This window comes from Caballeronia arvi, assembly GCF_001544695.2.
GTDB classification, from domain to species: Bacteria; Pseudomonadota; Gammaproteobacteria; order Burkholderiales; family Burkholderiaceae; genus Caballeronia; species Caballeronia arvi.
In genome coordinates, this window is the sequence record NZ_FCOM02000081.1 from 1 (window position 1) to 24,293 (window position 24,293).

26 protein-coding genes and 1 pseudogene are annotated in these 24,293 nt (G+C 59.7%); 14 read left to right on the top strand and 13 right to left on the bottom strand.

The features are described from left to right. Positions 1 to 191: pseudogene (locus tag AWB74_RS47815) on the top strand (hypothetical protein); the annotation flags it as partial. Positions 192 to 762: 571 nt separating this feature from the next. On the opposite strand, the gene AWB74_RS39555 reads toward AWB74_RS47815, so the two are convergent. Further along, positions 763 to 1,041 carry a hypothetical protein gene (locus AWB74_RS39555; RefSeq protein ID WP_235024872.1) on the bottom strand — a complete coding sequence of 93 codons (279 nt, stop codon included), beginning with the start codon at positions 1,039 to 1,041 and terminating at the stop codon, positions 763 to 765. A 240-nt stretch (positions 1,042 to 1,281) separates the two neighbouring features. On the opposite strand from AWB74_RS39555, the gene AWB74_RS39560 reads away from it, so the two are divergent. Continuing rightward, complete coding sequence (locus AWB74_RS39560) at positions 1,282 to 1,506, top strand: hypothetical protein (protein WP_061152008.1); 225 nt, start codon at positions 1,282 to 1,284, stop codon at positions 1,504 to 1,506. 536 nt (positions 1,507 to 2,042) lie between these two features. Here the strand turns inward: AWB74_RS39560 and AWB74_RS47820 are convergent. After that, entirely contained in the window at positions 2,043 to 2,243 is a 201-nt protein-coding gene (locus AWB74_RS47820; RefSeq protein ID WP_235024873.1) for a hypothetical protein, read from the bottom strand. A gap of 139 nt (positions 2,244 to 2,382) precedes the next feature. Further along, entirely contained in the window at positions 2,383 to 2,568 is a 186-nt protein-coding gene (locus AWB74_RS47825; protein WP_061152010.1) for a hypothetical protein, read from the bottom strand. A gap of 288 nt (positions 2,569 to 2,856) precedes the next feature. On the opposite strand from AWB74_RS47825, the gene AWB74_RS39570 reads away from it, so the two are divergent. Then, positions 2,857 to 4,524, top strand: coding sequence for a Na/Pi cotransporter family protein (locus tag AWB74_RS39570; protein WP_061152011.1), 1,668 nt, complete (start codon positions 2,857 to 2,859; stop codon positions 4,522 to 4,524). Between the two features lie 6 nt (positions 4,525 to 4,530). Here AWB74_RS39570 and AWB74_RS39575 read toward each other — a convergent pair whose 3' ends face one another. Then, the gene (locus AWB74_RS39575) at positions 4,531 to 5,310 is read right to left on the bottom strand and encodes a DeoR/GlpR family DNA-binding transcription regulator (RefSeq protein WP_061152012.1); all 780 of its coding nucleotides are present in this window, start codon (positions 5,308 to 5,310) and stop codon (positions 4,531 to 4,533) included. Positions 5,311 to 5,491: 181 nt separating this feature from the next. Between AWB74_RS39575 and AWB74_RS39580 the strand changes: the two genes are divergently transcribed. The 6 genes from AWB74_RS39580 (at position 5,492) to AWB74_RS39605 (ending at position 11,172) form a co-directional block, all read left to right on the top strand. Next, positions 5,492 to 6,610, top strand: coding sequence for an ABC transporter substrate-binding protein (locus AWB74_RS39580; RefSeq protein ID WP_061152013.1), 1,119 nt, complete (start codon positions 5,492 to 5,494; stop codon positions 6,608 to 6,610). Between the two features lie 20 nt (positions 6,611 to 6,630). Then, a complete protein-coding gene (locus tag AWB74_RS39585) occupies positions 6,631 to 7,569 on the top strand; it encodes an ABC transporter permease (RefSeq protein ID WP_061152014.1) in 939 nt (312 codons plus the stop codon). Further along, complete coding sequence (locus AWB74_RS39590) at positions 7,566 to 8,357, top strand: ABC transporter permease (RefSeq protein ID WP_061152015.1); 792 nt, start codon at positions 7,566 to 7,568, stop codon at positions 8,355 to 8,357. The genes AWB74_RS39585 and AWB74_RS39590 overlap by 4 nt, the downstream gene beginning before the upstream one ends. A gap of 19 nt (positions 8,358 to 8,376) precedes the next feature. After that, the gene (locus AWB74_RS39595; RefSeq protein WP_061128499.1) at positions 8,377 to 9,447 is read left to right on the top strand and encodes an ABC transporter ATP-binding protein; all 1,071 of its coding nucleotides are present in this window, start codon (positions 8,377 to 8,379) and stop codon (positions 9,445 to 9,447) included. A gap of 100 nt (positions 9,448 to 9,547) precedes the next feature. Then, complete coding sequence (locus tag AWB74_RS39600) at positions 9,548 to 10,162, top strand: DUF47 domain-containing protein (RefSeq protein WP_061152016.1); 615 nt, start codon at positions 9,548 to 9,550, stop codon at positions 10,160 to 10,162. After that, positions 10,162 to 11,172 (top strand): inorganic phosphate transporter, encoded by a 1,011-nt coding sequence (locus AWB74_RS39605; RefSeq protein WP_061152017.1) that lies wholly within the window; start codon positions 10,162 to 10,164, stop codon positions 11,170 to 11,172. The genes AWB74_RS39600 and AWB74_RS39605 overlap by 1 nt, the downstream gene beginning before the upstream one ends. Before the next feature lie 266 nt (positions 11,173 to 11,438). On the opposite strand, the gene AWB74_RS39610 is transcribed toward AWB74_RS39605, so the two are convergent. Then, positions 11,439 to 11,693, bottom strand: a complete 255-nt coding sequence (locus AWB74_RS39610; RefSeq protein ID WP_143749437.1) for a hypothetical protein — start codon at positions 11,691 to 11,693, stop codon at positions 11,439 to 11,441. Positions 11,694 to 12,104: 411 nt separating this feature from the next. Between AWB74_RS39610 and phoU the strand changes: the two genes are divergently transcribed. Continuing rightward, complete coding sequence (gene phoU / locus AWB74_RS39615) at positions 12,105 to 12,812, top strand: phosphate signaling complex protein PhoU (protein ID WP_061152029.1); 708 nt, start codon at positions 12,105 to 12,107, stop codon at positions 12,810 to 12,812. Between the two features lie 486 nt (positions 12,813 to 13,298). Here the strand turns inward: phoU and chrA are convergent, their stop codons facing one another. The 6 genes from chrA to phnA all read right to left on the bottom strand — a co-directional run bounded on the left by chrA (position 13,299) and on the right by phnA (position 19,835). Continuing rightward, positions 13,299 to 14,459 carry a chromate efflux transporter gene (gene chrA, locus AWB74_RS39620; protein WP_061152019.1) on the bottom strand — a complete coding sequence of 387 codons (1,161 nt, stop codon included), beginning with the start codon at positions 14,457 to 14,459 and terminating at the stop codon, positions 13,299 to 13,301. A 385-nt stretch (positions 14,460 to 14,844) separates the two neighbouring features. After that, positions 14,845 to 15,258, bottom strand: coding sequence for an NUDIX hydrolase (locus AWB74_RS39625; protein ID WP_061152020.1), 414 nt, complete (start codon positions 15,256 to 15,258; stop codon positions 14,845 to 14,847). Between the two features lie 1,052 nt (positions 15,259 to 16,310). After that, the gene (locus AWB74_RS47835) at positions 16,311 to 16,730 is read right to left on the bottom strand and encodes a hypothetical protein (RefSeq protein WP_235024874.1); all 420 of its coding nucleotides are present in this window, start codon (positions 16,728 to 16,730) and stop codon (positions 16,311 to 16,313) included. 222 nt (positions 16,731 to 16,952) lie between these two features. After that, positions 16,953 to 17,171: a hypothetical protein gene (locus AWB74_RS39640; RefSeq protein WP_061152021.1), complete on the bottom strand. Its 219-nt coding sequence runs from the start codon at positions 17,169 to 17,171 to the stop codon at positions 16,953 to 16,955. A gap of 83 nt (positions 17,172 to 17,254) precedes the next feature. Continuing rightward, positions 17,255 to 18,535, bottom strand: a complete 1,281-nt coding sequence (locus tag AWB74_RS39645; RefSeq protein WP_061152022.1) for an MFS transporter — start codon at positions 18,533 to 18,535, stop codon at positions 17,255 to 17,257. Between the two features lie 70 nt (positions 18,536 to 18,605). After that, positions 18,606 to 19,835 (bottom strand): phosphonoacetate hydrolase, encoded by a 1,230-nt coding sequence (gene phnA / locus AWB74_RS39650; RefSeq protein ID WP_061152023.1) that lies wholly within the window; start codon positions 19,833 to 19,835, stop codon positions 18,606 to 18,608. Positions 19,836 to 19,946: 111 nt separating this feature from the next. Here phnA and AWB74_RS39655 point away from each other — a divergent pair, with 111 nt between their 5' ends. Together AWB74_RS39655 and AWB74_RS39660 are read left to right on the top strand one after the other, a co-directional pair. Then, entirely contained in the window at positions 19,947 to 20,831 is an 885-nt protein-coding gene (locus AWB74_RS39655; RefSeq protein ID WP_061152024.1) for a LysR substrate-binding domain-containing protein, read from the top strand. A 270-nt stretch (positions 20,832 to 21,101) separates the two neighbouring features. Further along, positions 21,102 to 21,806: a phosphatase PAP2 family protein gene (locus AWB74_RS39660; protein ID WP_061152025.1), complete on the top strand. Its 705-nt coding sequence runs from the start codon at positions 21,102 to 21,104 to the stop codon at positions 21,804 to 21,806. Here AWB74_RS39660 and AWB74_RS46040 read toward each other — a convergent pair. Beyond that, positions 21,777 to 22,151 (bottom strand): hypothetical protein, encoded by a 375-nt coding sequence (locus AWB74_RS46040; RefSeq protein WP_143749438.1) that lies wholly within the window; start codon positions 22,149 to 22,151, stop codon positions 21,777 to 21,779. The genes AWB74_RS39660 and AWB74_RS46040 overlap by 30 nt on opposite strands. Positions 22,152 to 22,325: 174 nt before the next feature. Here AWB74_RS46040 and parS point away from each other — a divergent pair, with 174 nt between their 5' ends. Together parS and AWB74_RS39675 are read left to right on the top strand one after the other, a co-directional pair. Next, positions 22,326 to 22,766 carry a type II RES/Xre toxin-antitoxin system antitoxin gene (gene parS, locus AWB74_RS39670; protein ID WP_087039471.1) on the top strand — a complete coding sequence of 147 codons (441 nt, stop codon included), beginning with the start codon at positions 22,326 to 22,328 and terminating at the stop codon, positions 22,764 to 22,766. Further along, a complete protein-coding gene (locus AWB74_RS39675) occupies positions 22,763 to 23,311 on the top strand; it encodes an RES family NAD+ phosphorylase (RefSeq protein WP_087039472.1) in 549 nt (182 codons plus the stop codon). The genes parS and AWB74_RS39675 overlap by 4 nt, the downstream gene beginning before the upstream one ends. Here the strand turns inward: AWB74_RS39675 and AWB74_RS46640 are convergent. Beyond that, the gene (locus AWB74_RS46640; protein ID WP_160110369.1) at positions 23,308 to 23,739 is read right to left on the bottom strand and encodes a hypothetical protein; all 432 of its coding nucleotides are present in this window, start codon (positions 23,737 to 23,739) and stop codon (positions 23,308 to 23,310) included. The genes AWB74_RS39675 and AWB74_RS46640 overlap by 4 nt on opposite strands. Positions 23,740 to 24,293: the final 554 nt, after the last annotated feature.

The following is a 24,293-nucleotide window of genomic DNA, read 5'->3' on the forward strand; positions in this document are numbered from 1 at the left end:
CGTCATCGGTGACGGCACTGAATAACGAACAAGCTCCAGAAGACGAGGTCCGCGCAACGTCTTTTATCAGCGCGGCTAGCGGCGACAACGCGGTGACGCTGGCGTGGATCAACGCGTTGCTTCGGCCCGATGCGTCTGCGAGCAAACGCTTGCAGACGCTCGCGCGTGTCGGTGTGTCGACGCGCTTGTGACGCGGTCGGGCTCGTCTGGTTGCTTAGGGGAGCACGTTCGACTCAGACTTTGCGCCCCGGGCGATTGGGGTTCAACGCGAGGGTTCGCCGTTGAGTCGATCCGCTCGCAATCCGTCGCGCGAAGCCGATCGGCCAGCGGGCAATGCAAAACTTGCGAGCAACGCGATACCAGGGTGCCGATCACGAAGTAGGCGGGCGCAGCCAGCGAGCCCGTTTCGCGGATCAGCATCGTCGCGAGCAACGGTGCAAAACCGCTGAAGACGAGGACCGAGGCGTTATACGAAAGCGCGATGCCGCTGAATCGCACCTGAACCGGGAACTGGTCGGCAAGAACCGATTCGCACGTACCGCTTGCCAGCGAAAAGACATCACCTACGGGTATAAACAGGACGACCGGAATCACCGTGTGACCGATAAGCGCCTGATAGAACGGGTAGCCCAAGAACACCAGCAAGGCCGCCGAGGTACGGTTGTCGCGGTCTCCTCAGCGTACTGCCGTTGAGAGCACGTGCTTAGCCAGCATCATCTCGCCGAGCGGCGATGCCATTCCAGGATCATCGAGATTAGCACCTCAGCCTGCGGCTCCGATTCCAAGGTAGTCGTCATCGACGTCACGGTGGATGACATCGAATTCATCGCTGAGTCCAACCGAATCGCACTCGAGCATGCGTAGGACATCGCGCGCAAAGTCCGCAGCGATTTCATGCCACTCGGGCGAGTCCACCGCATAGTCTTCGGGGTTCGGCTTGCCGCGCGCCCTGCGAATTGTGGCGACAGTCAAGGCGAGGGCATGAGCTTCGGCCATCAATGCGCCTCGCCAGGCGGGGCTGGGTCGTTGATCGTCTTTCATGGACGCCATTACGGCATGCCCGGTAAGAACTTGAATTGCTCGAATGGCGCCGTCCCACACGCCGTCGAGCAGGTTGCCGCGGCGTGGGCGCGATCTCCAAGTAGCTTAAAGGTGCCTGCCATGCTCCACGCACGCTTCCACTAAAAGAGCAGTCGTTTTCGCGAAACTATTCAGAAAGGTAAATTTGTGGAAAATAGACGCCCGTAGAACCTGAGAATAAAATAATTAAGGTGAATTTTAATGGAAATGCAACATAAAGGCTCAAAAATCAGGCCGATCATTACCAAGATTGATCGAATCTTCAACTCAAGCGTGGTTATTCGTACCGAAGACGGAACGCAGCAGATTTTTGATGACATTGGTCGATTTGCTTCAGCTAATGCGGCGAAGCTGTTCGCAGTGGACTGGGCACTGGCCCATCTTGAAGGGGAGCCATTGCCAAAGCCACCGTACAAAGCGTTGTGATGCGGGCGCAAGCGTCGTTTGCCGGGCTCGCGTTTAGCCTATGCTCGTATTGCATCCACGAAGATTCGGGTCGAGAGAGCACGGGGGTACCGCCCCACATGTCCAAGCCGAGACTGACGTAATTCCTTCTCTTATGAACTCCACGCTTCTCGAGAGGCCACCGTCCTGTTTGCACCAAGGGAACGGTTGGCGGCGGGTTCAGGCTCCGACGGTGGCGCGGGCGAAGTCGCCGTCGGCGGAGCTGGCGGTACCGAGCCTTGCGAAGATATCCAGTGGACGTGAGGAAAATCGAAAGTAATAGAACGAATTCCATGGCGGTCACCTCGCATGTCTCAGTGCCGGCAAGCAAGCCGGCACGCGTTCTCTGCTCTAACCAATTGGACGGCCATCGAATGCGGCCTGCGCCGTGACTTCGTTCGAATAACCCAACGATATGTAACGGAAGGGTTTCGTACAAGGGGAATCGCCTCAAACGCGGATTTCAGCGGACTGCAGTTCAAAGCAACGATAAGCGGACGACACCATCAGCGCGTCGATCAAACCCGGAATATGTTCGCGGACATGCCCGCAACAATGCTGTGCGCGCAAAGTGTGTCCGCCATGATCGAACCGCCGGTGATCAGTCTTCGCGCGATGATATGAGAGAGCAGAGCGCCGAACCGGTGAAACGCGGTGACTGTCGCGCCATACACCGCCAGCGAACTGGCGGCCTCGGTCGCGAGAAACGCGTCCTTCACAAGATCATCGGTCATGAAAAAGGGGCACGGTGATCGGTCCGGTCGATACGACGCCGCCGGCCAAGAACACTCAGCGCAACCTCGACGGAATGAGGCCCGAGCAGCGTTCGAACGCCTAGCAAGATATCTGGCGCGACGGTCAGGCTTTCCAGTCGATCTCGCGCCACCACGACAGCACCTTGCCGAAATTCCTCATGATCGCGACGAATTGCGATGATGGGAACTGCCTGTGGCGGGCAGCAACGTCATTGATGAGGCTGTGCCAAATTGCGCCGCTTAACATACCGGCCAACATACCCACGCACAGTACGATCAGGTATCCCATTGTGGGTCTGCACGAGACCGCGCCGATCTACCTGCTGACGGGTTCGGTCAGATTCAGATCTCAAGTGATCAACGATGTGCTCTTTTCGTTGAGCGGATTCATCGCTTATTCCGAAACGGCACGCTCACTCGCCAACAGACCTTGCCCTTATTTATGGGCCCGCCAAGCAAGTATGTTGCATTGCAGGATAACTCCATTGCAACACGGCGGAAGTGTGTAACACTACTGTCACAATTCCAAGATCAAAGTGCCGCGTCGCTTTTGCTTCTGAGAGGGAACCAATCAGCCGTGCTAATCCTGCTCAATTTGTTATCTGGCGTCGCTCTTTTGGTGTGGGGCTCACATATTGTCCGTACCGGCATTCTCCGGGTACTCGGCGCAGATCTTCGTGCGATTCTGGGGCGCAGTACCGGCAGCAAGAGGCGAGCATTTCTTGCGGGTATAGGCGTCACGAGCCTGGTACAGAGCAGTAACGCTACAGCGGTGATCGTCACGTCGTTTGCCGCCCAAGGATTAGTGCCGCTGGCCGCCGGGTTGACCGTCATGCTCGGCGCGGATGTCGGAACCGCGTTGATGGCGCGCGTGCTGACGCTCGATCTGTCATGGCTTTCGCCGATACTGATCCTCTTTGGCGTGCCGCTGTTTCTCACTCGCAAGCAGACCCGAGCGGGACAGGTGGGACGCACGATCATCGGACTTGGATTGATCCTTCTGGCGCTTCATCTCATCGTCGAAGCGGCGCAGCCAATGATGCAGGGTGCAGGCGTGCGGGTGATGTTCAGTGCGCTCACGGGCGACACGATGCTTGACGCGCTCGTGGGCGCCGGCTTCGCGATGCTCTCTTACTCGAGCCTCGCTGCCGTCCTGCTGACGGCGACGCTGGCTTCATCGGGCGTGATCTCGCTGAAGGTCGCCTTGTGCCTGGTCGTTGGTGCGAATCTCGGCAGCGGGCTCCTGGCCCTGCTCAATGCGTTTCCGCAGAACGCGGCGGCACGACGGCTTTCTGCAGGCAGCTTTGCGTTCAAGCTAGCTGGCGCTATCGTCATCCTGCCGTTTGCATCGCTGCTCGCACGCGGATTGCCTGTTCTGATCACCAATCCGCGCGAAGCGGTGGTCGGATTTCATGTGATCTACAACCTCGTGCGCTGTTGCGCTTGCCTCGCGCTCGTCGACCGTGTCGCTGCGATCAGCCGCCGCCTGCTGCCCGATCGTGCGGTCACGACGGGCGAACTACGCCCGCTCTATCTCGATCCAGCCGGGCTCGCAACGCCGAGTCTCGCGTTGGCGAACGCATCACGGGAGGTCCTCCGCATCGGTGACATCGTGCGCGTCATGCTCGATAACGTGTCGGACCTTCTACGACGAAACGATCTCACTGTCGCTCGCGAGACGATGCGCATGGACGACGACGTCGATCAACTCTATGCCGAGGTGAAAAGCTATCTGACGCTGATATCCCGTGAACAACTCGACGAGGCGGAAAGCCGTCGCTGGACCGACATCATTTCGTTGACGATCAACCTTGAGCATGCCGGAGACATCATCGAGCGAATCGTGAGCGATATCGAAGAGAAGAAGATCTCCCAGCGCCTTGCGTTCTCCGAGCAAGGCCTCGGAGAACTCGACGATCTGCACGCACGCCTTGTCAGCAATCTGCGGCTCGGACTGTCCGTGTTCCTCAACAACGACCTCCGGTGTGCCGAACAGTTGCTGGCGGAGAAGGAGCGCTTTCGTGATCTCGAGCGGGCGTACTCCCACAAACATCTCGATCGGCTCGCAGGGCAGTCCATGAGAACCATGGAAACCAGCGCGCTGCACCTCGATCTCATCGGCAACATGAAGCGATTGAACTCCCTCTTCTGTTCGACAGCCTATCCGGTGCTCGATGCGGCAGGCGCGTTGCATGACACACGCTTGCGCAGGCGTTCCCTCGACACGCTGCACGTCAAGGAGTGAGTTCCCTCATGCAAGCACCAGGTTTCCCACTGTCTTCTTCAGCGCACGGAAATCTGCTGCCTCGCCCGACTTGCGGTCCGTCACCAAGACGTCGATCTCGCGGGGTGCGCAGAACGTGATGCGGCTGCGCTGGCCGATTTTGCTGTGATCGGCGAGTATCGCAACGCGGTCCGCATTCTCGACCATCGCTCGGGCGATCTCTGCTTCCGCCCGATCGAAGTTGCTCGCACCGTGGTCCTGGTCGATGCCGACGGGCGACAGCATCGCGAGATCTGCCCGATAGCGCCGAATGTCCAGCACGGTCGTCGCGCCCGTGGTGGCGGCCGCGCGATCACTGAGCGTGCCGCCAAGCAAGATAATTTCGTTGTTGGCGCGTGCGCGCTCATGCGGTTCTGATGTGCCGCGCAACCGGAGCGCGACGTCGACCGAGTTCGTGACGATTGTGAGATTAGCGAGCTTCGCGAGTTCGTCAGCGAGAATGGCGGTGGTGGTCCCGGCATCGACGAATACCGTCTGACCGTCGTGGATGATTCCGATCGCCGCCTTGGCGATCGCTGTTTTTGCCCGTACCCGAGCGCGGGCGCGCTCGGTGATCGGTGCTTCGTCGGCGACGGGCACGGCACCCCCATGCACGCGCCGCAGCGCGCCCGTTTGTTCCAGGTCGAGCAGGTCGCGGCGCACCGTTTCGCGTGACACACCAAGATCCGCCACGATCCTTTCGTTCGAGACTTGCCCCAGCATCGACAGGAGCGCGCAGATGCGCTGATGACGGTCTTTCTGCCACATATGGAATGCTCATTTGTGGAATCAAACAGAGGGCTTCGTTCGCACGTCCCGTTCAGCTTACATCTACCGTAGAAGGAAGTTGTACTTTTTTGGCAGCTTGCAAAATTGAGGATTTGAATCTAGCCTGCATCAGCAATCGGCGGATCTCTTCAACGCACTATCTTCCTCTTTGGGAGCAGCGATGACGATGAAGCGTATCTGGGCGGGCCGTTTCCTTTCGATTTCCGCGGCTGCAGGGCTGGTTGGGGGCGGCATTAACCCTGCATCAGCTGCTCCACCCGACGCGCTTGTCGCTGCCGCCAAGCAGGAAGGTCAGTTGACCACGATCGCATTGCCTCACGACTGGTGCGGATACGGTGCGCTGATTGACGCCTTCCAGAAAAAATACGGCATCCACGTTAATGAGCTCAATCCGGACGCCGGCTCGGGCGACGAGATCGAAGCCATCAAGGCGAACAAAGGCAACAAGGGACCGCAGGCGCCCGATGTGATCGATGTCGGCCTGTCGTTCGGCCCCTCCGCAAAGAAAGAAGGCTTGTTGCAGCCTTACAAGGTAGCGACATGGGCGTCTATCCCGGCTGCTTCCAAGGACGCGGACGGTTACTGGTACGGTGACTACTACGGCGTGCTTGCGTTCGAAGTCAACGCAGACATGATCGACAAGCCGCCGGCCGATTGGGGCGATCTGCTCAAGTCACACTATCGTAATGCCGTCTCACTCGCCGGCGACCCACGCTCCGCGAACCAGGCGATTCAGGCGGTTTATGCGGCGGGCCTTTCGCAAAGCAAGGGCGATGCAACCAAGGCCGATCAGGCGGGCCTCAAGTTCTTCGCCGATCTGAACAAGAGCGGGAACTTCGTGCCGGTGATCGGCAAGGCGGCGTCGCTCGCGCAAGGCACGACGCCCATCATTGTGCGCTGGGATTACAACGCGCTTGCGGATCGGGACACGCTTAAAGGCAACCCGAAAGTGCAGGTGATCGTGCCGAAGACCGGCGTGGTGGCGGGCGTCTATGTGCAGGCGATCAGCGCTTACGCGCCTCACCCGAATGCCGCAAAGCTCTGGATGGAATTCCTCTACTCCGACGAAGGGCAACTCGGCTGGCTGGCCGGCTATTGTCATCCGATGCGCTATAACGAGCTCGTCGCGCAAAAGAAGGTGCCGCAGGCGCTGCTCGCCAAGCTCCCGCCAGCGTCGGCCTACAGCAACGCAGTTTTTCCGACGCTCGATCAGCAGAACGCCACGAAGGACGCCGTGACCAAAGGCTGGGATCAGATCGTTGGCGCGAATGTGAAGTAGGCACGCGCGAGACCGCCGCGATGAGCGCATCTCCGCAGCCAGGCGCCTCAGGCCCGGACTTACTGACGCCGGCTGCGCCCGCGCCGAAATCCGGACCCGTGCGTGACAGCAGCGGTGCGAGCTGGCTGACTTATGCGGGGGTCGCGCCGTTTTTCGCGTTCGCGCTGCTGTTCCTTTTATTGCCCACCGCTTTTCTGATGGTCGGCGCGTTTCAGGACGCGCAGGGACATTTCACGCTGGTGAACCTTCGCGAGCTGTTTCAACCGGCTGTGCTCGATGCCTACTGGATCAGCGTGAAAGTGAGCGTTGCATCCGCTGCTGGCGGGGCGATCTTCGGTGCGTTGCTTGCGTGGGCCGCGGTACACGGCCGGTTGCCCGCTTGGATCCGCCCGACGCTCATGACCTTTTCGGGCGTCGCATCCAACTTCGCGGGCGTGCCGCTTGCCTTCGCGTTCATCTGCACATTGGGGCGCGTGGGTCTCGTGACGGTGCTGGCGAGGAAATATCTTGACTTCAATCTCTATTCCACCGGCTTCAGCATTCTCAGCTTCTTCGGCCTCACCATCACATACCTGTACTTCCAGATACCTTTGATGGTGCTAATCATCACCCCAGCCCTCGATGGTCTGAAACGCGAGTGGCGCGAAGCGTGCGACTGCCTCGGCGGCACGGCGGCGCAGTACTGGCGCTACGTCGGTTTGCCGGTCCTCTGGCCGAGCCTGCTAGGCGCGACCTTGCTGCTATTCGCCAACGCGTTCGGCGCGGTCGCCACGGCCTACGCGCTGACGGGCAGCTCCCTCAACATCGTTCCGATCCTGTTGTACGCGCAGATTCGCGGCGACGTATTGCATAACCAGAATCTCGGTTACGCCCTTGCACTCGGCATGATTGTGGTTACGGGCCTGTCGAATGGCGGCTACATTTGGTTGCGCGCACGAGCCGAAAGAGGTCGCCGATGAAAACGCAGTCCCGCGCGGGTGCCTGGATCGCGATAATCATCGGCACCCTATATTTTTTGATTCCACTTGCCGCGACCTTCGAGTTCAGCCTGCGGATGCGTCGCGGTGCGTATAGCTTCGATGCGTACAAGGTCGTGCTGGGCGATCCCCATTTCCAGGCTTCATTCGGCTATTCGGTGCTGATGGGGTTGCTCACCATCGTGATCGGCGTGCTGCTCGTCGTGCCCACCGCGTACTGGGTGCAGTTGCGTCTGCCCAAGTTGCGGCCGGTCGTCGAGTTCATCACCTTGCTGCCGCTCGTGATACCGGCCATCGTCATCGTCTTCGGCTACTTGCGCATCTACAACAGCAGTTCGATTCTGCCGCTCACCAGCAACGAGCGCGCGACCGATCTGCTGCTCGTGTTCGGGTACGTCACGCTATCGCTGCCTTACATGTACCGCGCCGTCGACGCAGGGATGCGCGCCGTCGATGTCCGCTCGTTGACCGAGGCAGCCGAGTGCCTCGGTGCCGGATGGACGACGATCCTTTTCCGCGTGATCTTTCCAAATGTGCGCTCAGGGATTCTCTCTGGGGCTTTCCTGACGTTCGCCGTCGTAATCGGCGAATTTACGATCGCGAGCCTCTTGGATCGCCCGGCATTCGGCCCATACCTGCAACTCATCGGCGCGAACCGCGCCTACGAGCCCTCGGCGCTGGCGATCATCGCCTTCATTGTCACGTGGGCATCGATGGGGTTGATCCAGGTGTTCGGCTCGGCGCGCGCGCTGGCCGGCCATAAAATCTGAGTCGGCGAGGCCACGACCCATGGCATTCCTCGAGATCGACAATCTGCACAAGACGTTCGGACCGAACGTCGCACTGCATCAGTTCGACATGAAGATCGAGAAGGGAGAATTCATCACCTTTCTCGGGCCGTCGGGATGCGGAAAAACCACCGTGCTGCGCATGATCGCTGGATTCGAAACGCCCACGCGCGGCACGATCCGCCTCGATGGACGGGACGTCACGTATGTGCGCACGCGCGAGCGCGCGGTCGGTATGGTGTTCCAGGCCTATGCGCTGTTTCCGAACATGACGGTGGCGCAGAACATCGGCTTCGCGCTGAAGGTCGCAAAGCGCCCGCAAAAGGAGTTGGATGAGCGTGTCGCTGCGATGCTCGAACTCATCAAGCTGCCTCATCTCGCCGCGCGTTATCCGTGGCAATTATCGGGTGGCCAGCAGCAGCGCGTGGCTTTGGCGCGTGCGCTTGCCAGCAAGCCACACGTGCTGCTCCTCGACGAACCTCTGTCCGCGCTCGACGCAAAAATCCGTGTGTCGCTGCGTGAAGACATTCGGGCACTGCAGCGTGACCTCGGCATAACGTCGATCTTCGTCACGCACGATCAGGAAGAAGCTCTGTCAATTTCGGACCGCATCGTCGTAATGAACGACGGGCGCGTCGAGCAGGTCGGCGCACCGCTCGATATTTACAACTTTCCGCGTACACGCTTCGTCGCTTCGTTCGTGGGGACGCTTAACATCCTCGCTGGACGTGTGATCGATCCCGCGACCGGTCGCATCGCGGTAGAAGGGCAGGAACTCGTGACGTCGAGGCCGCTACCGCCCGACGATGCGGGCAAAGAGCGGCTGCTGGCGCTGCGGCCTGAGTCGATCCTGCTGGAGCCGCCGTCGAACGGCCGGAATTCCCTTGCTGCCACCGTGGAAGAGATCAGCTTCCTTGGTGCGGTGGTCCGTATTCGCGCGCGAATCAGCAAGGCCGTTGTCACTCTCGACCTCTTCAACGATCCCCACCGGGTCCTGCCCGAACGTGGCCAGCCGGTCGCGCTTGGCTTTTCGCATGACAACTTGCTCGTGCTGGACGAGAACGCCCACTAGCTGTTCGTGCCGGCGCGCAATTGCAGGTCGTTCGCAGTTGAGCAGCTACAATATGACCCTTTCGTGACAGTCTAAGGTCTGACTTATATCGGGGGATTTCATGTTCGGCAGGTTCATGCCCACCGAGGGCAGGTTTTTCGACATCTTCAACGCACACGCAGTTTGCATCGTCGCGGCGAGTAAGGAACTCGAGTTACTGCAGGACGCTGAAATCTACAAGCGCAACGTGCAGAAGGCGGAGAAGGAGGCAGACAAGCTCACGCGTGAAACGATGGACTTGTTGCACAAGACGTTCATCACGCCGTTCGACCGCGACGTCATTCACAAGCTGATCACGACCATGGACGACATCCTCGATCTGATGGAGGACGTCGCCACCGCCATCTCACTCTACGATGTGCGTTCCGTCGGATCCGAAGCGAGCCAGCTCGCGCGCATTTGCAGCTCGACAGCGGAGCGCGTGCAGTTCGCGGTCAGCCTGCTGTCGAACATGAAGCAAACGCCTCAGATCCTGAAGGCCTGCGAGGACATAGACCGACTGGAATCCGACGCGGACCGTGTCTTGCGCTCAGCGATGTCCAAACTATTCCGTGAGGAAAACGACGTCAAGACGCTGATCAAGCTCAAGGCGGTCTATGAGTTGCTCGAGACGATCACCGACAAGTGCGAGGACGTTGCGAACATTATCGAAGGCATCGTGCTGGAAAACGCCTGATGCAGTCCATTCAGCTCGGAGTTTGGATCGTCGTTCTGCTAGTCGCGATCGCGCTTCTGTTTGACTTCATGAACGGTTTTCATGATGCAGCGAATTCGATCGCGACCGTCGTGTCGACCGGGGTATTGAAACCGCAGCAGGCAGTCGCCTTCGCTGCAACGTTCAACGTCATTGCCTATTTCGTTTTCCATCTGAAGGTGGCGCAGACGGTCGGGAAGGGCACAATCGACCCGTCGATCGTTGACCATTACGTGATCTTTGGCGCGCTCTTCGGTGCAATCGCCTGGAACGTGATTACCTGGGTGTACGGGATTCCATCGAGCTCGTCGCATGCGCTGATCGGCGGCCTTGTCGGTTCCGCGCTTGCAAAGTCGGGCTGGAGTGCGCTCAACTACGACGGGCTGCTCAAAACGGTCGCGTTTATCTTCATCTCCCCGCTGCTCGGGTTCGTGCTCGGATCGTGCTTCATGCTGGCCGTCTCATGGATTTGTTTCCGCACCCCGCCTAGCAAAGTCGACCGCCGCTTTCGACGGCTGCAACTGGTATCGGCGGGTCTTTATAGTCTTGGACACGGTGGCAACGACGCGCAAAAGACCATCGGGATCATCTGGATGCTGCTGATCGCCACCGGCTATGCGTCGGTTAACGCCGATGCGCCGCCGCTTTGGGTGATCGGCGGCTGCTATTTGTCCATGGGCGTCGGCACACTCTTTGGCGGCTGGCGCATTGTTCGCACGATGGGACAGAAGATCACGAAGCTCAGGCCGGTCGGAGGCTTTTGCGCGGAGTCGGGTGGTGCGCTGACACTCTTCGCCGCGTCCTGGCTCGGCATTCCGGTGTCGACGACTCACACGATCACGGGCGCAATTGTCGGTGTCGGCGCAACTCAGAAGCTTAGCGCAGTGCGGTGGGGTGTGGCTGGAAACATTGTTTGGGCCTGGGTGCTGACGATTCCGGCTGCTGCTGCGCTTGCTGCGGCGGGATGGTGGGTGGCCACTCATGTTCTGTAGGCGGCGATAGCAAACGCTGAAACGGCAAGCCGTTGCCGGTTGTCGCGGGCATGAGCGTCCGTTGTCGAGCACCAGATCCGTACCCTGGTGCTCAAGGGGCATACACGGGCCGCGCCGGAATACTACGTCGGGTTAATGCCCTTTAGCGGACCGACATCGTCGATCATCACATCGTGCTGCGGTGGAAACCCGCGGATTCGACGGATACGCACAGGGCCGGATCAACGCCTTCAGCAGAGTCCACGGATGGCAACTCGACAATATGCTCAACAAAGCAGGTCGTCGACCATGCGTTGGGCAGCACTGAAGCCGCCGTCCAGTGCTTCTGCTCTGCTGGCGAACGATCGACCACCTGCTTCGCCCAGTCTGAGCGGAGAGAACCAGGAGAGCATCGTTCCCGGCTGACAAATGCGGACGACCGCAACGTATCCGAGCTGGCTGCTGCAAGGCGGCGAGCGATGAAAATCATGCTCGATGGCGATCTGAAGGGTGAAGCCGTTGTATTCGTACGTCTGGGGCATGACGTGCCTCGGTCTCTGGACGCGCGGGTGCCGAGCGCGCGGCATGGGCTGTCCCGAGCGAGTTCGAACCAGAAGAGAATGAAGTCCCTGGCGCGCAAGACCTCAGGCCCCATCGCTGCGAGTTCCGCGATTGTGACATGTTTGTCACAGACAGGCGAAAGTCGCCGACCACCCGGGTGTCGAAGTAGCACGCTCGCGCTTCGCTGGCGGGCTGGCCGATCGAAGACTTCGATATCTCTTCAGTCCGATCCGGTTTTCATGACAACTTCACAGAACCAACGCTCGTACGCGGCAATAATGATGAAGCCGATAATGTTCTGAACGATTAGTGGAGAACTAGCAAAGGCGTGCGATCGGAGTTGGGTGGAAGTTCATTGGGCCGGTAGACATGCACAAAAATCGGGAGCCATGGTGACGGATAAGCACCTCTCAAGCCAGTTCGATGCTGACTTGGCGCGTTTGTCAACTCGACTGCTCGCCATGGGCGGCATGGTGGAGCAGCAGGTTACTCGGGCGGTTGTGCTGCTCGAGCGGTTCGTCCCGCGTGAATTCGCTGCGATCGTTGAGGACGAGAAGCACGTGAACCTCGCCGAACGAGAACTCGATGAAGCCTTGGGTCAAGTGATCGCGCGGCGCCAGCCTGCGGCTCGTGATTTGCGTTTGCTGATGGCGAGTTCGAAATGTACTTCCAACCTCGAAAGAGCGGCAGACGAAGCTCACAAGGTCGCCAAGTGTGCGAAGCGCATTGACGAGCAGGTCGAGCCTCAGGCTTTCGACTTCGCCGAAGTCCTAAGAGCGGGACAGCTCGCGTCCGACATCTTGAACAGGGCGCTTGATGCATTCGCACGGATGGATACGAAAGCGGCAATTCAAGTCATGGAAGATGACTTCGCGATCGATGAAGAATTTCGCGCCTTCGCGACTCGGATGGTGCCTTATATGAGCGAGCACCCTCGTATGATCAGCGTGGCGCTCGACTACATGTTCGTGGCAAAGGGTATCGAGCGCATCGGAGACCACGCGACGAATATTGCTGAGTTCGTCGTGTACGTCGTCGGTGGAACCGATATACGGCATGCGACGGCCAACGTCCTGAACCGTTGCGCGAGATATGGGTGAGGCTCGAAGTGCGGCGTCGCTCGGCGTGGCAGGTATTGCTTTCCCGCTTTCCTTTTTATAGGGGCGTGCGGATGTTCGATTCCGACGCTGATCTTGGCCGCGGTATATCTCACGCCTGGCGCAATGACCGTCGGGCACCGTCCGCTGGAGAGTTTCCCCCACCTAGGGCTTCCAGCCTCGTGGCGACGAGGTTACCGGGCCGCCTTCGTGTTCTTTCATCATTTCGCGTGGTGGACATGGTCTTCCCAGGAATCGTGGCTATCTCACGTCACGCGCCTGATCTCTGGACTTCTAGCGCACCTTCACGCGAAAAGTGGAACACGTGACACGGTCGCCAATAAGACCGACGGCGACGATCAAAATGAGGGGTGAACGGCGATGGCCGACTGGCTCGCTCGGCTTCCAGGTCCGCTGTCAAGGACACACCGTGCTGAATCTCATGGGACGTTCCCTGGCTTAAGGAGCGCCGGTACGCTTCGGGACAGTTCAGGCGGCGAAGACAAATCCGCCGACTGCTGTCAGCGCCACAACGAAGACCGGAGACACGCGGCCGACCATCAACAAGCCAAGCGCGGCCAGCGCGAGTCCGACGTCTGAACGCGAATGCACGGCGCTCGTCCAGACCGGATCGTAAAGCGCGGCTCCAAGAATTCCAACCACGGCCGCGTTGACGCCTCTCATTGCCCGCTGTATTGCGTCCCGCTGACGAAGCGTCTCCCAGAATGGTAAGGCACCCAAAACGAGCAAGAACGCCGGCAGGAACATTGCCCCGAGCATGGCCAGGCCGCCTTGCCATCCGCCCAAGGGTGAAGGCATGACAGCACCCAGGAATGCAGCAAAGGTGAAGAGGGGGCCGGGTACGGCTTGAGCCGCACCGTAACCGGCGAGGAAGACATCGTTGGCGACCCAGCCAGGCGGCACGACGCTGGCTTGAAGCAATGGCAACACAACGTGACCCCCGCCGAAAACGAGGGCCCCGGACCTATAGAAGACAGCCGCTGCTTTAACCCATTGCATGCCGGTCAAACTGGCAAGGCCGGGCAGCAAGAGCAGCAGGCATGCAAAGGCAGTCAGCAGGATCATGCCTTGAGTTCTGCTGATCTCATAGCGGCGATGCTGCGCCGGGGCCAAATGTTTCAGGGGAAGCATTTGCCACCCTACAACGCCGCCGAGCGCAATGGCAGTCAACTGTCCGATGGCCGACGGAATGGAGAGTGCAATGAGAGCGGCGCTGACAGCAATGCCCGAAGTCGGACGGTCGGGGCAGAGCGACGCCTTCATGCCCACGACCGCTTGAGCGACGATAGCCACTGCAGCGATCTTCAGTCCGTGTACGGCTCCAGACTGTGCCAGTTGCGCCCAACGTGCCATTCCAAACGCCAACACGATCAACGCGGCAGCGGACGGTAACGTGAACCCGGCCCAAGCCGCTAACGCTCCAAGCCATCCTGCTCGCCCGAAGCCGATCGCGATGCCGACTTGGCTGCTCGCCGGACCCGGCAGGAACTGGCAAAGCGCCACGAGGTCTGTGTAGCTTGCGTCGTCGAGCCACTTTCGGCGTGTGACGAACTCCGCACGAAAATAGCCGAGGTGTGCGACGGGTCCGCCGAAAGAAGTCAGCCCTAGCTTGAGGAAGGTCGCGAACACCGCTCAGTCGTTTGTGTCGGGCTTTGCGAGTGGAAGGCGGTCATGCGATCGGGCGATATAAGAGGAGGGCGCACGAAGAACCTTAGAGCGGGCACTCTGAGGAATTTTGTCAACCGCGCAAAAATGGGCGTTACCCAATACTCGGGCATAAATCCTGAAAACACCACTTGGCAACCTAGAAATCGTCAATATCGGTCGACCGGCGGCGAGTAACTCAGACCGCTCACTGAAGGGGCAGGCGCTCTTGGAAATCGTGCCGAAGAAGCTTCGCGGAGTCACAAATGGAGCCGATTCACTATGGCGAGAGACGTTGGCGGAGCTTCATAGCGCAATCACCCAAAAACTAGGCATGAATCATCTGCGAGTAGGTCCTTAGACACTCCGTCTATGCGGCCATCGTCTCGATGGCTTCACGCAGCGCGCTGCCGTGCCGGCTTCTCGCTTGTTTGAGCAATATCTCTGCGATGCCTTTGGTCGGTATGCTTGCCTCGACGCGAGACAATTCTTCGAGGCGTAACCATTTACAGTGCGCTATTTCGTTGGAAGGCACGGGCTGCGCGTCCGGACTCACGTACGCGATAAACACAAAATGTCGCGTTCGCAAGCCCCGGAACTGAAAGGCGTAACGAACATGCGTGGCTTCGAGGCGCGTCTCTTCAGCCAGTTCGCGCGCAGCAGCGTTTCCGAGCTCTTCGCCGACTATCTGCCGTCCGCCTGGAAATGACCATCGACCACGCGCTCGGGCGACGAGAAGGACACGTCCGTCGCGTTCGCAGATAACGGTAGCTCTACGCTTCATTGCAGGCCTTGATGAAGTCGACAGGAAACGAACGCGGCGATTCCCGGTCAGAGGCCGACGGCGCAAGGAGGTCGCAGCGAAAACAATCACATCGCTGGATCATAGACCGAACTCAGAAGCGGTGTCGCGTCTCCCAACATCCCCGTTCGGGTTCAGAAGCCGCGCTCTTCTACTCTTCTAAGGCGTTGGCCGACGACGTCGCGCCCAGTTCAGCTGCTCCCGTTCCAAACCGATGACACTTCCGAGTAGTGCGGCGAGCATCTGAGCCAGATGTTCAATGTTGTTGATCAGGGTGCATTTCTTGCCCACGGCGCCCATTTACATTGCGAAGGTATGCCAGAGTGAGCCACGAAAACGGGGACGTCGGTTCCCAGCGCGCAAGCGGCGCCGTCCATTAGGCAGCCGTATTTCGGCGAGAACACCAGCAACTGCGGGCAACGCTGGCGGAATAATCGCGACGAGAGTAGCGACTCGCGCGGGGTACGGCTGAGCGGGCCTGCAGGAGCGAGAGCAAGTGCAGGAGTCCAATGGCTCACTGTTTATCACGATTGAGAAAGGGGCGGACGGGAACACAAGGTGGTCCCTATCCCCGGAGCGCTCAAACGAGCGAAACCTACTGGCGCATATGGTGGAGCTCTCGCCCCGAATAGATCGCAGAAAATAGACCGACGACTAACGCTCCTACAGCAAACGATTCATCAAAAGGTCCAGCGGCGCGGCCGAACTGTGCATAGCACCACAGACCAATGCCGATGCCAGTGAACAGAAGACCGAAAACCAATCCCCAAATGGGACCGGCTTGGTGCTGTCGCAATCTATGAGACATCTTCATCGTATTGCCCCGTCACAAAGGTTGCCCACGGGCGTGATCTGTCGCCGATAGCGGGTTTCTCGCGTGCCTACTCGTAGGGCATGCCGGATCAGCGGCCATTCAAAGAGGCAGTGCGGTCCAATCGCCATGCGATGGGCTTCAGCGTTGGACTGGCTGCGTACGTCTTGGCCGGATCGGCGCTGGCTTCGGCAGTTCCTCGCACTGACAATCGCAAGCCGATCTAACGGGACTTTGGCGGTCTACCCGTCTTGATTCTTTCGACCGCCGACACGACCGCGTACAAGTCTTCCTTTGAAGCAGCCTCCAGGAGAAGCAGGCCAGCCCGCAATAGCTCGCTCTTGTTCACATGGACGCCCGCGTCCAGACATTTCTGTTTTAGCGCGGCGACCTTCTCATAGTCTGTTCGTGGCATGGTGAAGGAATCGCGCACGACCTTTTCCTTCCTCACGCGCTCCTTGCCCTTCAGCTGGGTGCCGACGGAAGTTACCTCGACAAGGGTGGGCCGCTTTTTTCCCGCCTTCTTCTTCGATTTCTCACTCGCAGCCGATATCGACGCGTCCCTGGCGTTCTTTCTTTTGGAAGAAAGGGGCCCTTCTGAGCCTTGTTTCGGGGTGGCCAGGCGCGTCACAATCGTTTCCAAGAATGAACATCGATATAAACAGTATAGAGCGTTTTTCTGAAGTGGTTTCTCCGGGTTCCGGGCAGAACTGTGGGCTAACCCTCCATCCCTAGACTGCACGGCGCGCTAATGTAACGTACGATTTACCTAACGCAGAGGACGGCTCTTCGGGCGCGACGCGCTGCTCGCTGCGTGGATCGACCATTCAGTAGCTTGTCCATTGACCTCGTCTGCTTTCGGTACCTATGTCTCGGTGACGCCAATTCCGGGGTCGCCTTCAACCGACGAGAAAGTGTCATAGTTCATGCCTTGATTGCCGGTGACCGCGTGCACGACGGCCCCCCTGACGAGCACGGTTAGAATGCGAGCGTCGGGGCGTTGCGTGCCGTCGCGAGTGTCAATGCCAATTGACCTTTGTACGATCGTGAGGCGATGAAAACGATCGTCAGGAAGTGCCGGCATGGTCTATTTCGCGTGCTGTACACCCGGCTCGTGGAAGTGCAACCCCGACTCGCTTCCCACCTTCCACCAACGCGCACGGTGGCTCAACGCCGAATCGCCATCGACATGACCGCGCTTGCTGCGCACAGCCCCGCGACGATCGGAAATATCACCGATGTTTGTCGCGTCGCATCGATCACATGACCAATTACGGGTTCGCCGATGCCCGCGAATAGGTAAGACATTGTGTTGAGTACGCCAGTCGCGGTGCCGGCCGCGCGACGCCCGAAGATATCCGGACACAGCGCCCAGAACGACGAAGCCGGTCCGAACGTGAAAAAGCCGCACAGGAACAGCAGGGCCACGCCAATCAGGCTACCGTGCGGTGCGAACATCATGCACATCGCGGTTGCCGATGCGATCGCCATGTACCAGACGATCGCGAGGTAGCGCCGCCCCTTGAACAGCACGTCTGAAATCCAGCTATTGGACAGCGAGCCTAGCGCCATGCCGACCGGCAGCGCGACCGTGATCCACTTCGGATCGATCAGTGCGGCCGACGCTTTCCAGTCGGTGCCGAGAAAATGCACGGGCACCCAGACGACCAGCGCATACCGCGCGGCATTCTGGAAACCGATCGCGAGGCCAGTGACGTAGAGCCGCCAGTTGCGCAGCACGATCCGATAGCGCGCAGCGCTCGTCAGATCGTCGCCGGCATCGGCCGAAGCGGACGCGCTATCGCGATCTTCTTCCTGCGTCGCCTCCGGTTTCTCGGCGACGAACAGCAGTAGAACGAGCGCGCCGAGCAGCATCGACAGCGGCGCGAGGCGGAAGATCCAGACCCAGCCGAGATGCAGCGTGCCGAGGATCAGCACCGGCAGCACGTACGCGAGCACGGACGAAAAACCGGAGAAGCCAACGTACACCCCGTACACGAAGCCGCGACGCTCCTGTCCCCACCAGTTCGACAGCAGGCGGCTGCCGGGTGCGAATCCCATCGACTGGAAGAAGCCGTTCATGCCCCACGCGATCAGCAAGAACACGAATGCGTGGCCGAAGCTAAAGAGCCAGTTCGCCGCCAGCGACAGAATCGCACCGGCGATCATCATCGTCTTGCCGCCCAGCTTGTCGCCGAGATTGCCGTTGATGAACTGGCCGCCCGCATAGCACCACAACATCGTCGCGCTGATCCAGCCGATTTCGAATTTCGACAGACCAAAATCCTGCTGGATGCCGGCGACCGCGAATCCGAGCGTCTGTCGCCCGGTGTAGTAGAAGAGGTAGCAGAACGTAACGCCGATCAGCGCACGCCACCGGTATTGGGTGAGCGAAGTCTGCGATTCGAACGACGCATACGGCAACGCGTCACGGGTATCCGTGGGCATGTTTGTCTCCTTGCGGCGCGCGATCTGAGCCGCGCTGACCGCTTGATTTTTTTACGATGGGGAAGCGCCTTCAGGCGACGTGATTGAGCGCGAGATCGAATGCGTCGAAGTTGCGCAGACGGCGCGCGCCGTCGAGCTCGCGCAGCTTGCGGTTCAAAATCAGCGGGACTTTCTGTTCGGAAAGTCCGCCGTGCGAACGCAGCGGCACCGTAAGGCCCGACAGGTCGTGCTGATCGGCGGCGCTCCCGAGCGCGGTCAGCCGTTCGCCGAGTACGACGAGATCGCCGATACGGTCCGCCGGCAGTTCGAAGCGTTCGCTGGCTTCGGCGCGATCGAGCACCGACTCGACGCCATCGAGACTTGCGACGAAGCGGCTGATCTCGCGAACGCGGTCTCGGTCACGCACGTAGATCGTCGCGTACGATCCCAGTGCACCGTGATGCACGACGTACGGATCGGTGATGGGCAGGATCACGCGCGATGTTTGCTCGCCGAACCGTTCGTCGAGCCGGTCTTGCAGATAGACCACGCGCGGACGGCCGAGCGCATCGGTCTTCGCGTTCATCCCGTGATCGGCGGTGATCGCGAGTACGGCCCCCGCTTCGTGATACTTCGCGAAGTAGCGGTCCATCATCGCGTAGAAGTCGTTGGCTTCCGGCGTGCCGGGCGCGTGCTTATGCTGGACGTAGTCGGTCGTGGATAGATAGATTACGTCAGGCCGTTCGTGACGCAGCAGTTCGAGACCTGCCGCGAACACGAACTCGGACAGCTCAGCGCTGTACACCGAGGGAACCGGCATGCCGACGCGCTCGACAATCTGCTCGACACCGTGCGTGTCGATGCGCGCTTCCTGGGCCTTTTCCGCGGAAAAGCAGATGCCGCGCAGACCGTGACCCAGCAGCGCGCGCAGTTTGTCCTTCGCGGTGACCACGGCGACACGTCTTCCCGCGCGTGCCATTTCGGCGAGGATCGTCGGCGCGCGCAGATATTTCGGGTCGTTCATCAACACTTCGGCGCCGCTTGCCTCATCGAAAAAAAAGTTGCCGCAGATGCCGTGCACTGATGGCGGCCTGCCCGTGACGATCGAAAGGTTGTTTGGATTGGTGAACGACGGCACGACGCAATCGCCGGTAAGCGCCGTTCCCACGCCGGCTTCACGCAGGCTGGCGAGGAACGGGGCCTTGCCCGCGAGGATCGCCTGATTGATGTACTCCTGCTCGCAGCCGTCGATGCAGACGACGATGGTAGGAGCGGATGGCGTCCGATAGCTTCGGCCGTTGACGACGATATGTTCTGACATGGGGAGCACCTCTCGTGTTGACTGATGCTCAGCGTATGATGTGCAATCTACTCACACAATCGATAAAATTGCGCAGAGAGTGCTAGAAAAACTGACATACGAGGGTTCAGTGTGAGACACAAACTTCCGCCGCTAAATGCGCTGCGGGTTTTCGAAGTCGCCGCGCGCGCAGGAAGTTACTCGGCGGCCGCGCGAGAATTGAATCTGACGCACGGAGCCATCAGCCGGCACATTGGCATCCTCGAAGAATGGCTCGGTCAGCCGTTGTTCACCCGCGACAGACAAAGCATGGTGGCGACGCCGCATGCTCGCGCATTTGCGCGCGAGATCAGCGCGGCTTTCGATCATGTCGCTGATGCCGCCGAGCGCTATGGAAAAGGCCAGCAAACGAAGGTGATACGGCTGAGCGCCTCAGCGACGGTCGCGATGCGCTGGCTGATCCCGCGGTTGCCCGGCTTTTCGGCGATCCGCCCGGATGTCGACGTACGGGTATCGACGGCCATGTCGACCGAGAAAGAGCTGCGTGGCAGTTTCGATCTGGCGATTCGCCGCCATGTGCCACCGGGCGGCCAGTTCCAGAGTTGGCTGCTGCTTGAGGAAATGAATACGGTGATCGCGAGTCCCGCGCTGCTCGCCCGTACAACCATAAGGGAGGTGGAGCATCTGGCGACCCAGACCTGGCTGACTAGCGAAACGCGTCCTGCCGACTGGGAAGCGTGGCTCGAAGCGGTAGATCGATCGACGCTGCGAGCCAACCGCATGCTGCGGTTCGATCACTTTTTCGTCACACTGCAGGCGGTAGTCGACGGATTAGGCGTGGGGATCGGACCGTTTCCGACGCTCGATTCCGATCGTGCAGCGGGTCGTATCGAGACCCCGTTTCCTGAGCAAATGTCGAAGGGATCGAAGTACTACGCGCTGGTGCCGCTTGATGTCGACAAGCCGAGACACATGAGGGAGTTCATGGACTGGCTGCAGCCGGACGGCCCTATCTGATGAGCGCCGGGTGGAACGCAATTAACTATGCATAACGAAATTAAACAAAATGCATCGGTTTCCGGGTGGGACCCGTGGCGTAAGACTTTGCCGACTTTGCGCTCGATGACGACGAATCCGGGGCCGTCCCGGCCCCAGAGATTGCATGCATCGTGCTGAAGCTCGGCGGGCAATCGGCTCCGAACTTGTGCGAGGCATTGAACAGGCAATCGGACTGACTGCACACACGCTTTTTCGCAAAATTGACAGAAACGTACGGAGACACGAGACATGAACGCTTTTGACACAGCAATTCAGAACTGGCTCGTTCATATCGCCGGATCGTCCTTCGTGTTCGCTCACACCGTTCGCGCGATCGCCGAGTTCTATTTCACTAAAGGCCTCATTCCGCTCGCGATTCTCTGCGCCATCTGGTTCCAGGAGGGAGACGCCCAGCAGCAACGCCGCGAGACTGTCGTCGCGACGCTGTGCGCTGGGCTCGCGGCATTTCTGCTCGGCCGTCTGTTCGCGCTGACGCTGCCGTTCCGTCTCCGTCCGATGTATGATCCCGCCGTTCATTTGTCGTTTCCGCTACCCGATCAAACCGGCGGAGGCATGCGCCTGTGGAGTTCGTTCCCCAGTGATCATGCCGCGCTCTGGATGGCGATCGCCGTCGGCATCTTCCTTATCTGGCGATGGATCGGCGTACTCGCGATCGTGCATTGCGTGATCTTGGTGTGTCTGCCTCGCGTCTATCTGGGGCTGCATTATCCGACCGACGTCATCGGGGGCGCGCTCATCGGCGCCTTCTGCGCATGGCTCCTCACACGCCCCTCCGTACGCACCCGCTTCGCGCCGTTCTTCGTGCGATTTATGGAATACCGGCCGGCCGTGGGCTATATGCTGGCCTTCCTGTTCTTCTTCGAACTTGCGACGATGTTCGATGAGCCGCGGTACCTCGCGACGTTAGTCATCAAGCAATTGCACCGAGGGTGAGCAAAGATGTTGGCGGGCGCCTAGGTGATGGAGCGACGCTTGCGCGAGGGCGTCAAGTTTTTCCGGTTTTTGCGGGCGCACGACGGATGAAGTCATGCGCGCGTTGATCGTCACAGCGACGACTTTGATCTGCTTGAGCGCGTCAACGACGCGGTGCTGCGCGCGCATCGCGAGGGCGTGCTGGCGTACGCGGTCCTCATGGATTCCGCGCCCGCCACACGCGATGCGATCGCGCGCGAAGCACTGTTCATCGCTGCGAGTCCGCTTGCCTATCGTGCTTTCCGAGGGAGTCTCGACGCTCGACTCATGCTGGGTGCGCGATGTGCCGCAAGATACGGCATGCATTACGCGCGCTGCTGCCGCACGTGCGCTGTCGCCTCGACGGTGAAGTCCGCGCACAGGTTGCCGACAACCGATCGCGAAAACCAACGGCAGGCTGAATAGGCTGAGGACGGGAGGGTGCCCGCTATTGAGGCTGCCAATTTGGTGTAAGATAGATGCCAAATGGCAGGAGATGCTATGACCGTTATCGACAAAATTTCGGCGGATTCGTTGTTGGGCGGACGCGCGGTCTTGCGTCGCGCTCCTCGGTCCGGCCTCGAATGGGTGGATATTGTCCGTCACGGCATATCCTCGCAGGCGCTCGACTCGATACTCAAATCCATCGCGCTTTCGCAATCGGAACTGGCGCAGGCGCTCGATATTCCGGAGCGCACCTTGGCGCGGCGCAAGCGCGAAGGCGTCTTCAGCCGCGAGGAGTCGGCCAAGCTGCTACGACTCGCGCGTGTCGCGGCGCGCGCGGCGGAAGTATTCGAAGATCTCGATCTGGCAATCGGGTGGCTCAAGGCGCCGGCAGCGGCACTTGGGGACGCCACGCCGCTCAGTCTTCTCGATACGGACGTTGGTGCCGATAGCGTGATGGATACGCTCGGGCGCATCGAGCATGGTATTTTTGCATGACGTTGACTGCATGGCGGGTGGTGACAGAGCGGTATGCCGATAGCGCCTTCTCTGGCGAAGGCGCGCGAATCTACGGTGGACGGTGGAATCCAAAAGGCGTCGCGCTCGTCTATACAGCGCAGACACAATCGCTCGCGCTGCTCGAGATGCTCGTACAGGACTCGCCGCTGCGGGCGCGGTATGTGATGATTCCGGCCCGAATCCCTGAGATTCTCGTCGAACGCGTCGATGCTGCGAAATTGCCGCCCGACTGGCGGGAGCTTAGTGCGCGGGCCGAATTGCAGCAGATTGGTGCTATGTGGGCGCAGAAGCGAACGAGCGCAGTGCTTGCGGTGCCAAGTGCGGTCGTTCCTGCTGAAACCAACTATCTGCTCAACCCCAGTCATCCAGGCTTCGCGCGCATCGCGCTTGGGACGCGCGACGAATGGGAAACCGATCCCCGATTGTTGCGGCGCGCCGCTCGAAACGAACAGAGTGCCCTTGCAGCCGCCGGGATTGGCATAGTTTCTAGCGGCGGCGCACCGGGTACTCCGTACGCGCCCTAATAGATGGCCAGAGTGCGGCGGGCAAAAATTATGGTTTCCCTACGTGGATTCGACCCATGCAGCGCCTGTATCAGGAAACTATCAACCAGTTGGCTGATCGATGGACGGTGCTGATAAACGAGTTGAGCCGATACGGCGCGGGGAACTATCCCGACTTGCTCTGCATGGACGTGCTCCAGCTTATCCGAGAAGTCGAGCGAGTGGTCATCCCCGATCCGTTCGAACAGGACGTGCTTCTTACCGCTCGAAACTTGGTTGAACAAGGTGACCCGAAGATCGCGATGTTCAAGATACATGAAGTCCTGAGTGGGCGATTGCTCTAGCTCGGCCGTTCTCGCACCTACCGTTTTGCAAGTGGTGAAGCGTTCAGTTCGCGCAGTCCCAATGGCGGCAAGGAGAGCACGAACCAAGCCGCTGTCGCGCGTCATTGAGCAGCCGCCTGGAAAGTCGCCGCTGTCGCCCCGGTTTCGCAACGCCGGCCTAGGCTCGAAAGCAGACGCAGCCTCAAGGTCTCGGCCTACTTCACAGTCTCAAGCCTCAGCGCATGCTGCTTCGCGTCCGCAATCGAGAGGAAACAGACAGATCTTATAGGGGCAGCGATCAATTAACTTCAGCGAGAGCTGACGCATTGATCTTCTCCGGCGTCGATTTCTTCCCTCAACGCGGAAACGACCGACAACTGTGCGGGCAATAGGTGCCGAGTCTCCAAGATTTGAGTCACCCGGTGTCGCCAGTATGCGAGTGGAAAGATCCGCTTGCGATTTTAGACTTCCTTCGAGACGCCGCTGCGTTAGTGGTTTCTTGTCCTTCTCCACCGCGCATTTGCCTCAAGCGCGTTGCTTTCGTCTACGAGACTCCTCGAAATCGCATGCTGCGTCATATGGTGGCGATACCTGCGAAATCATTCGTTCACGCCGTCAAGGCAAGTTCTCTCGCAGCACGATACTGAACCGAACCGGCTTTACCCCGTCCATTGCATCGT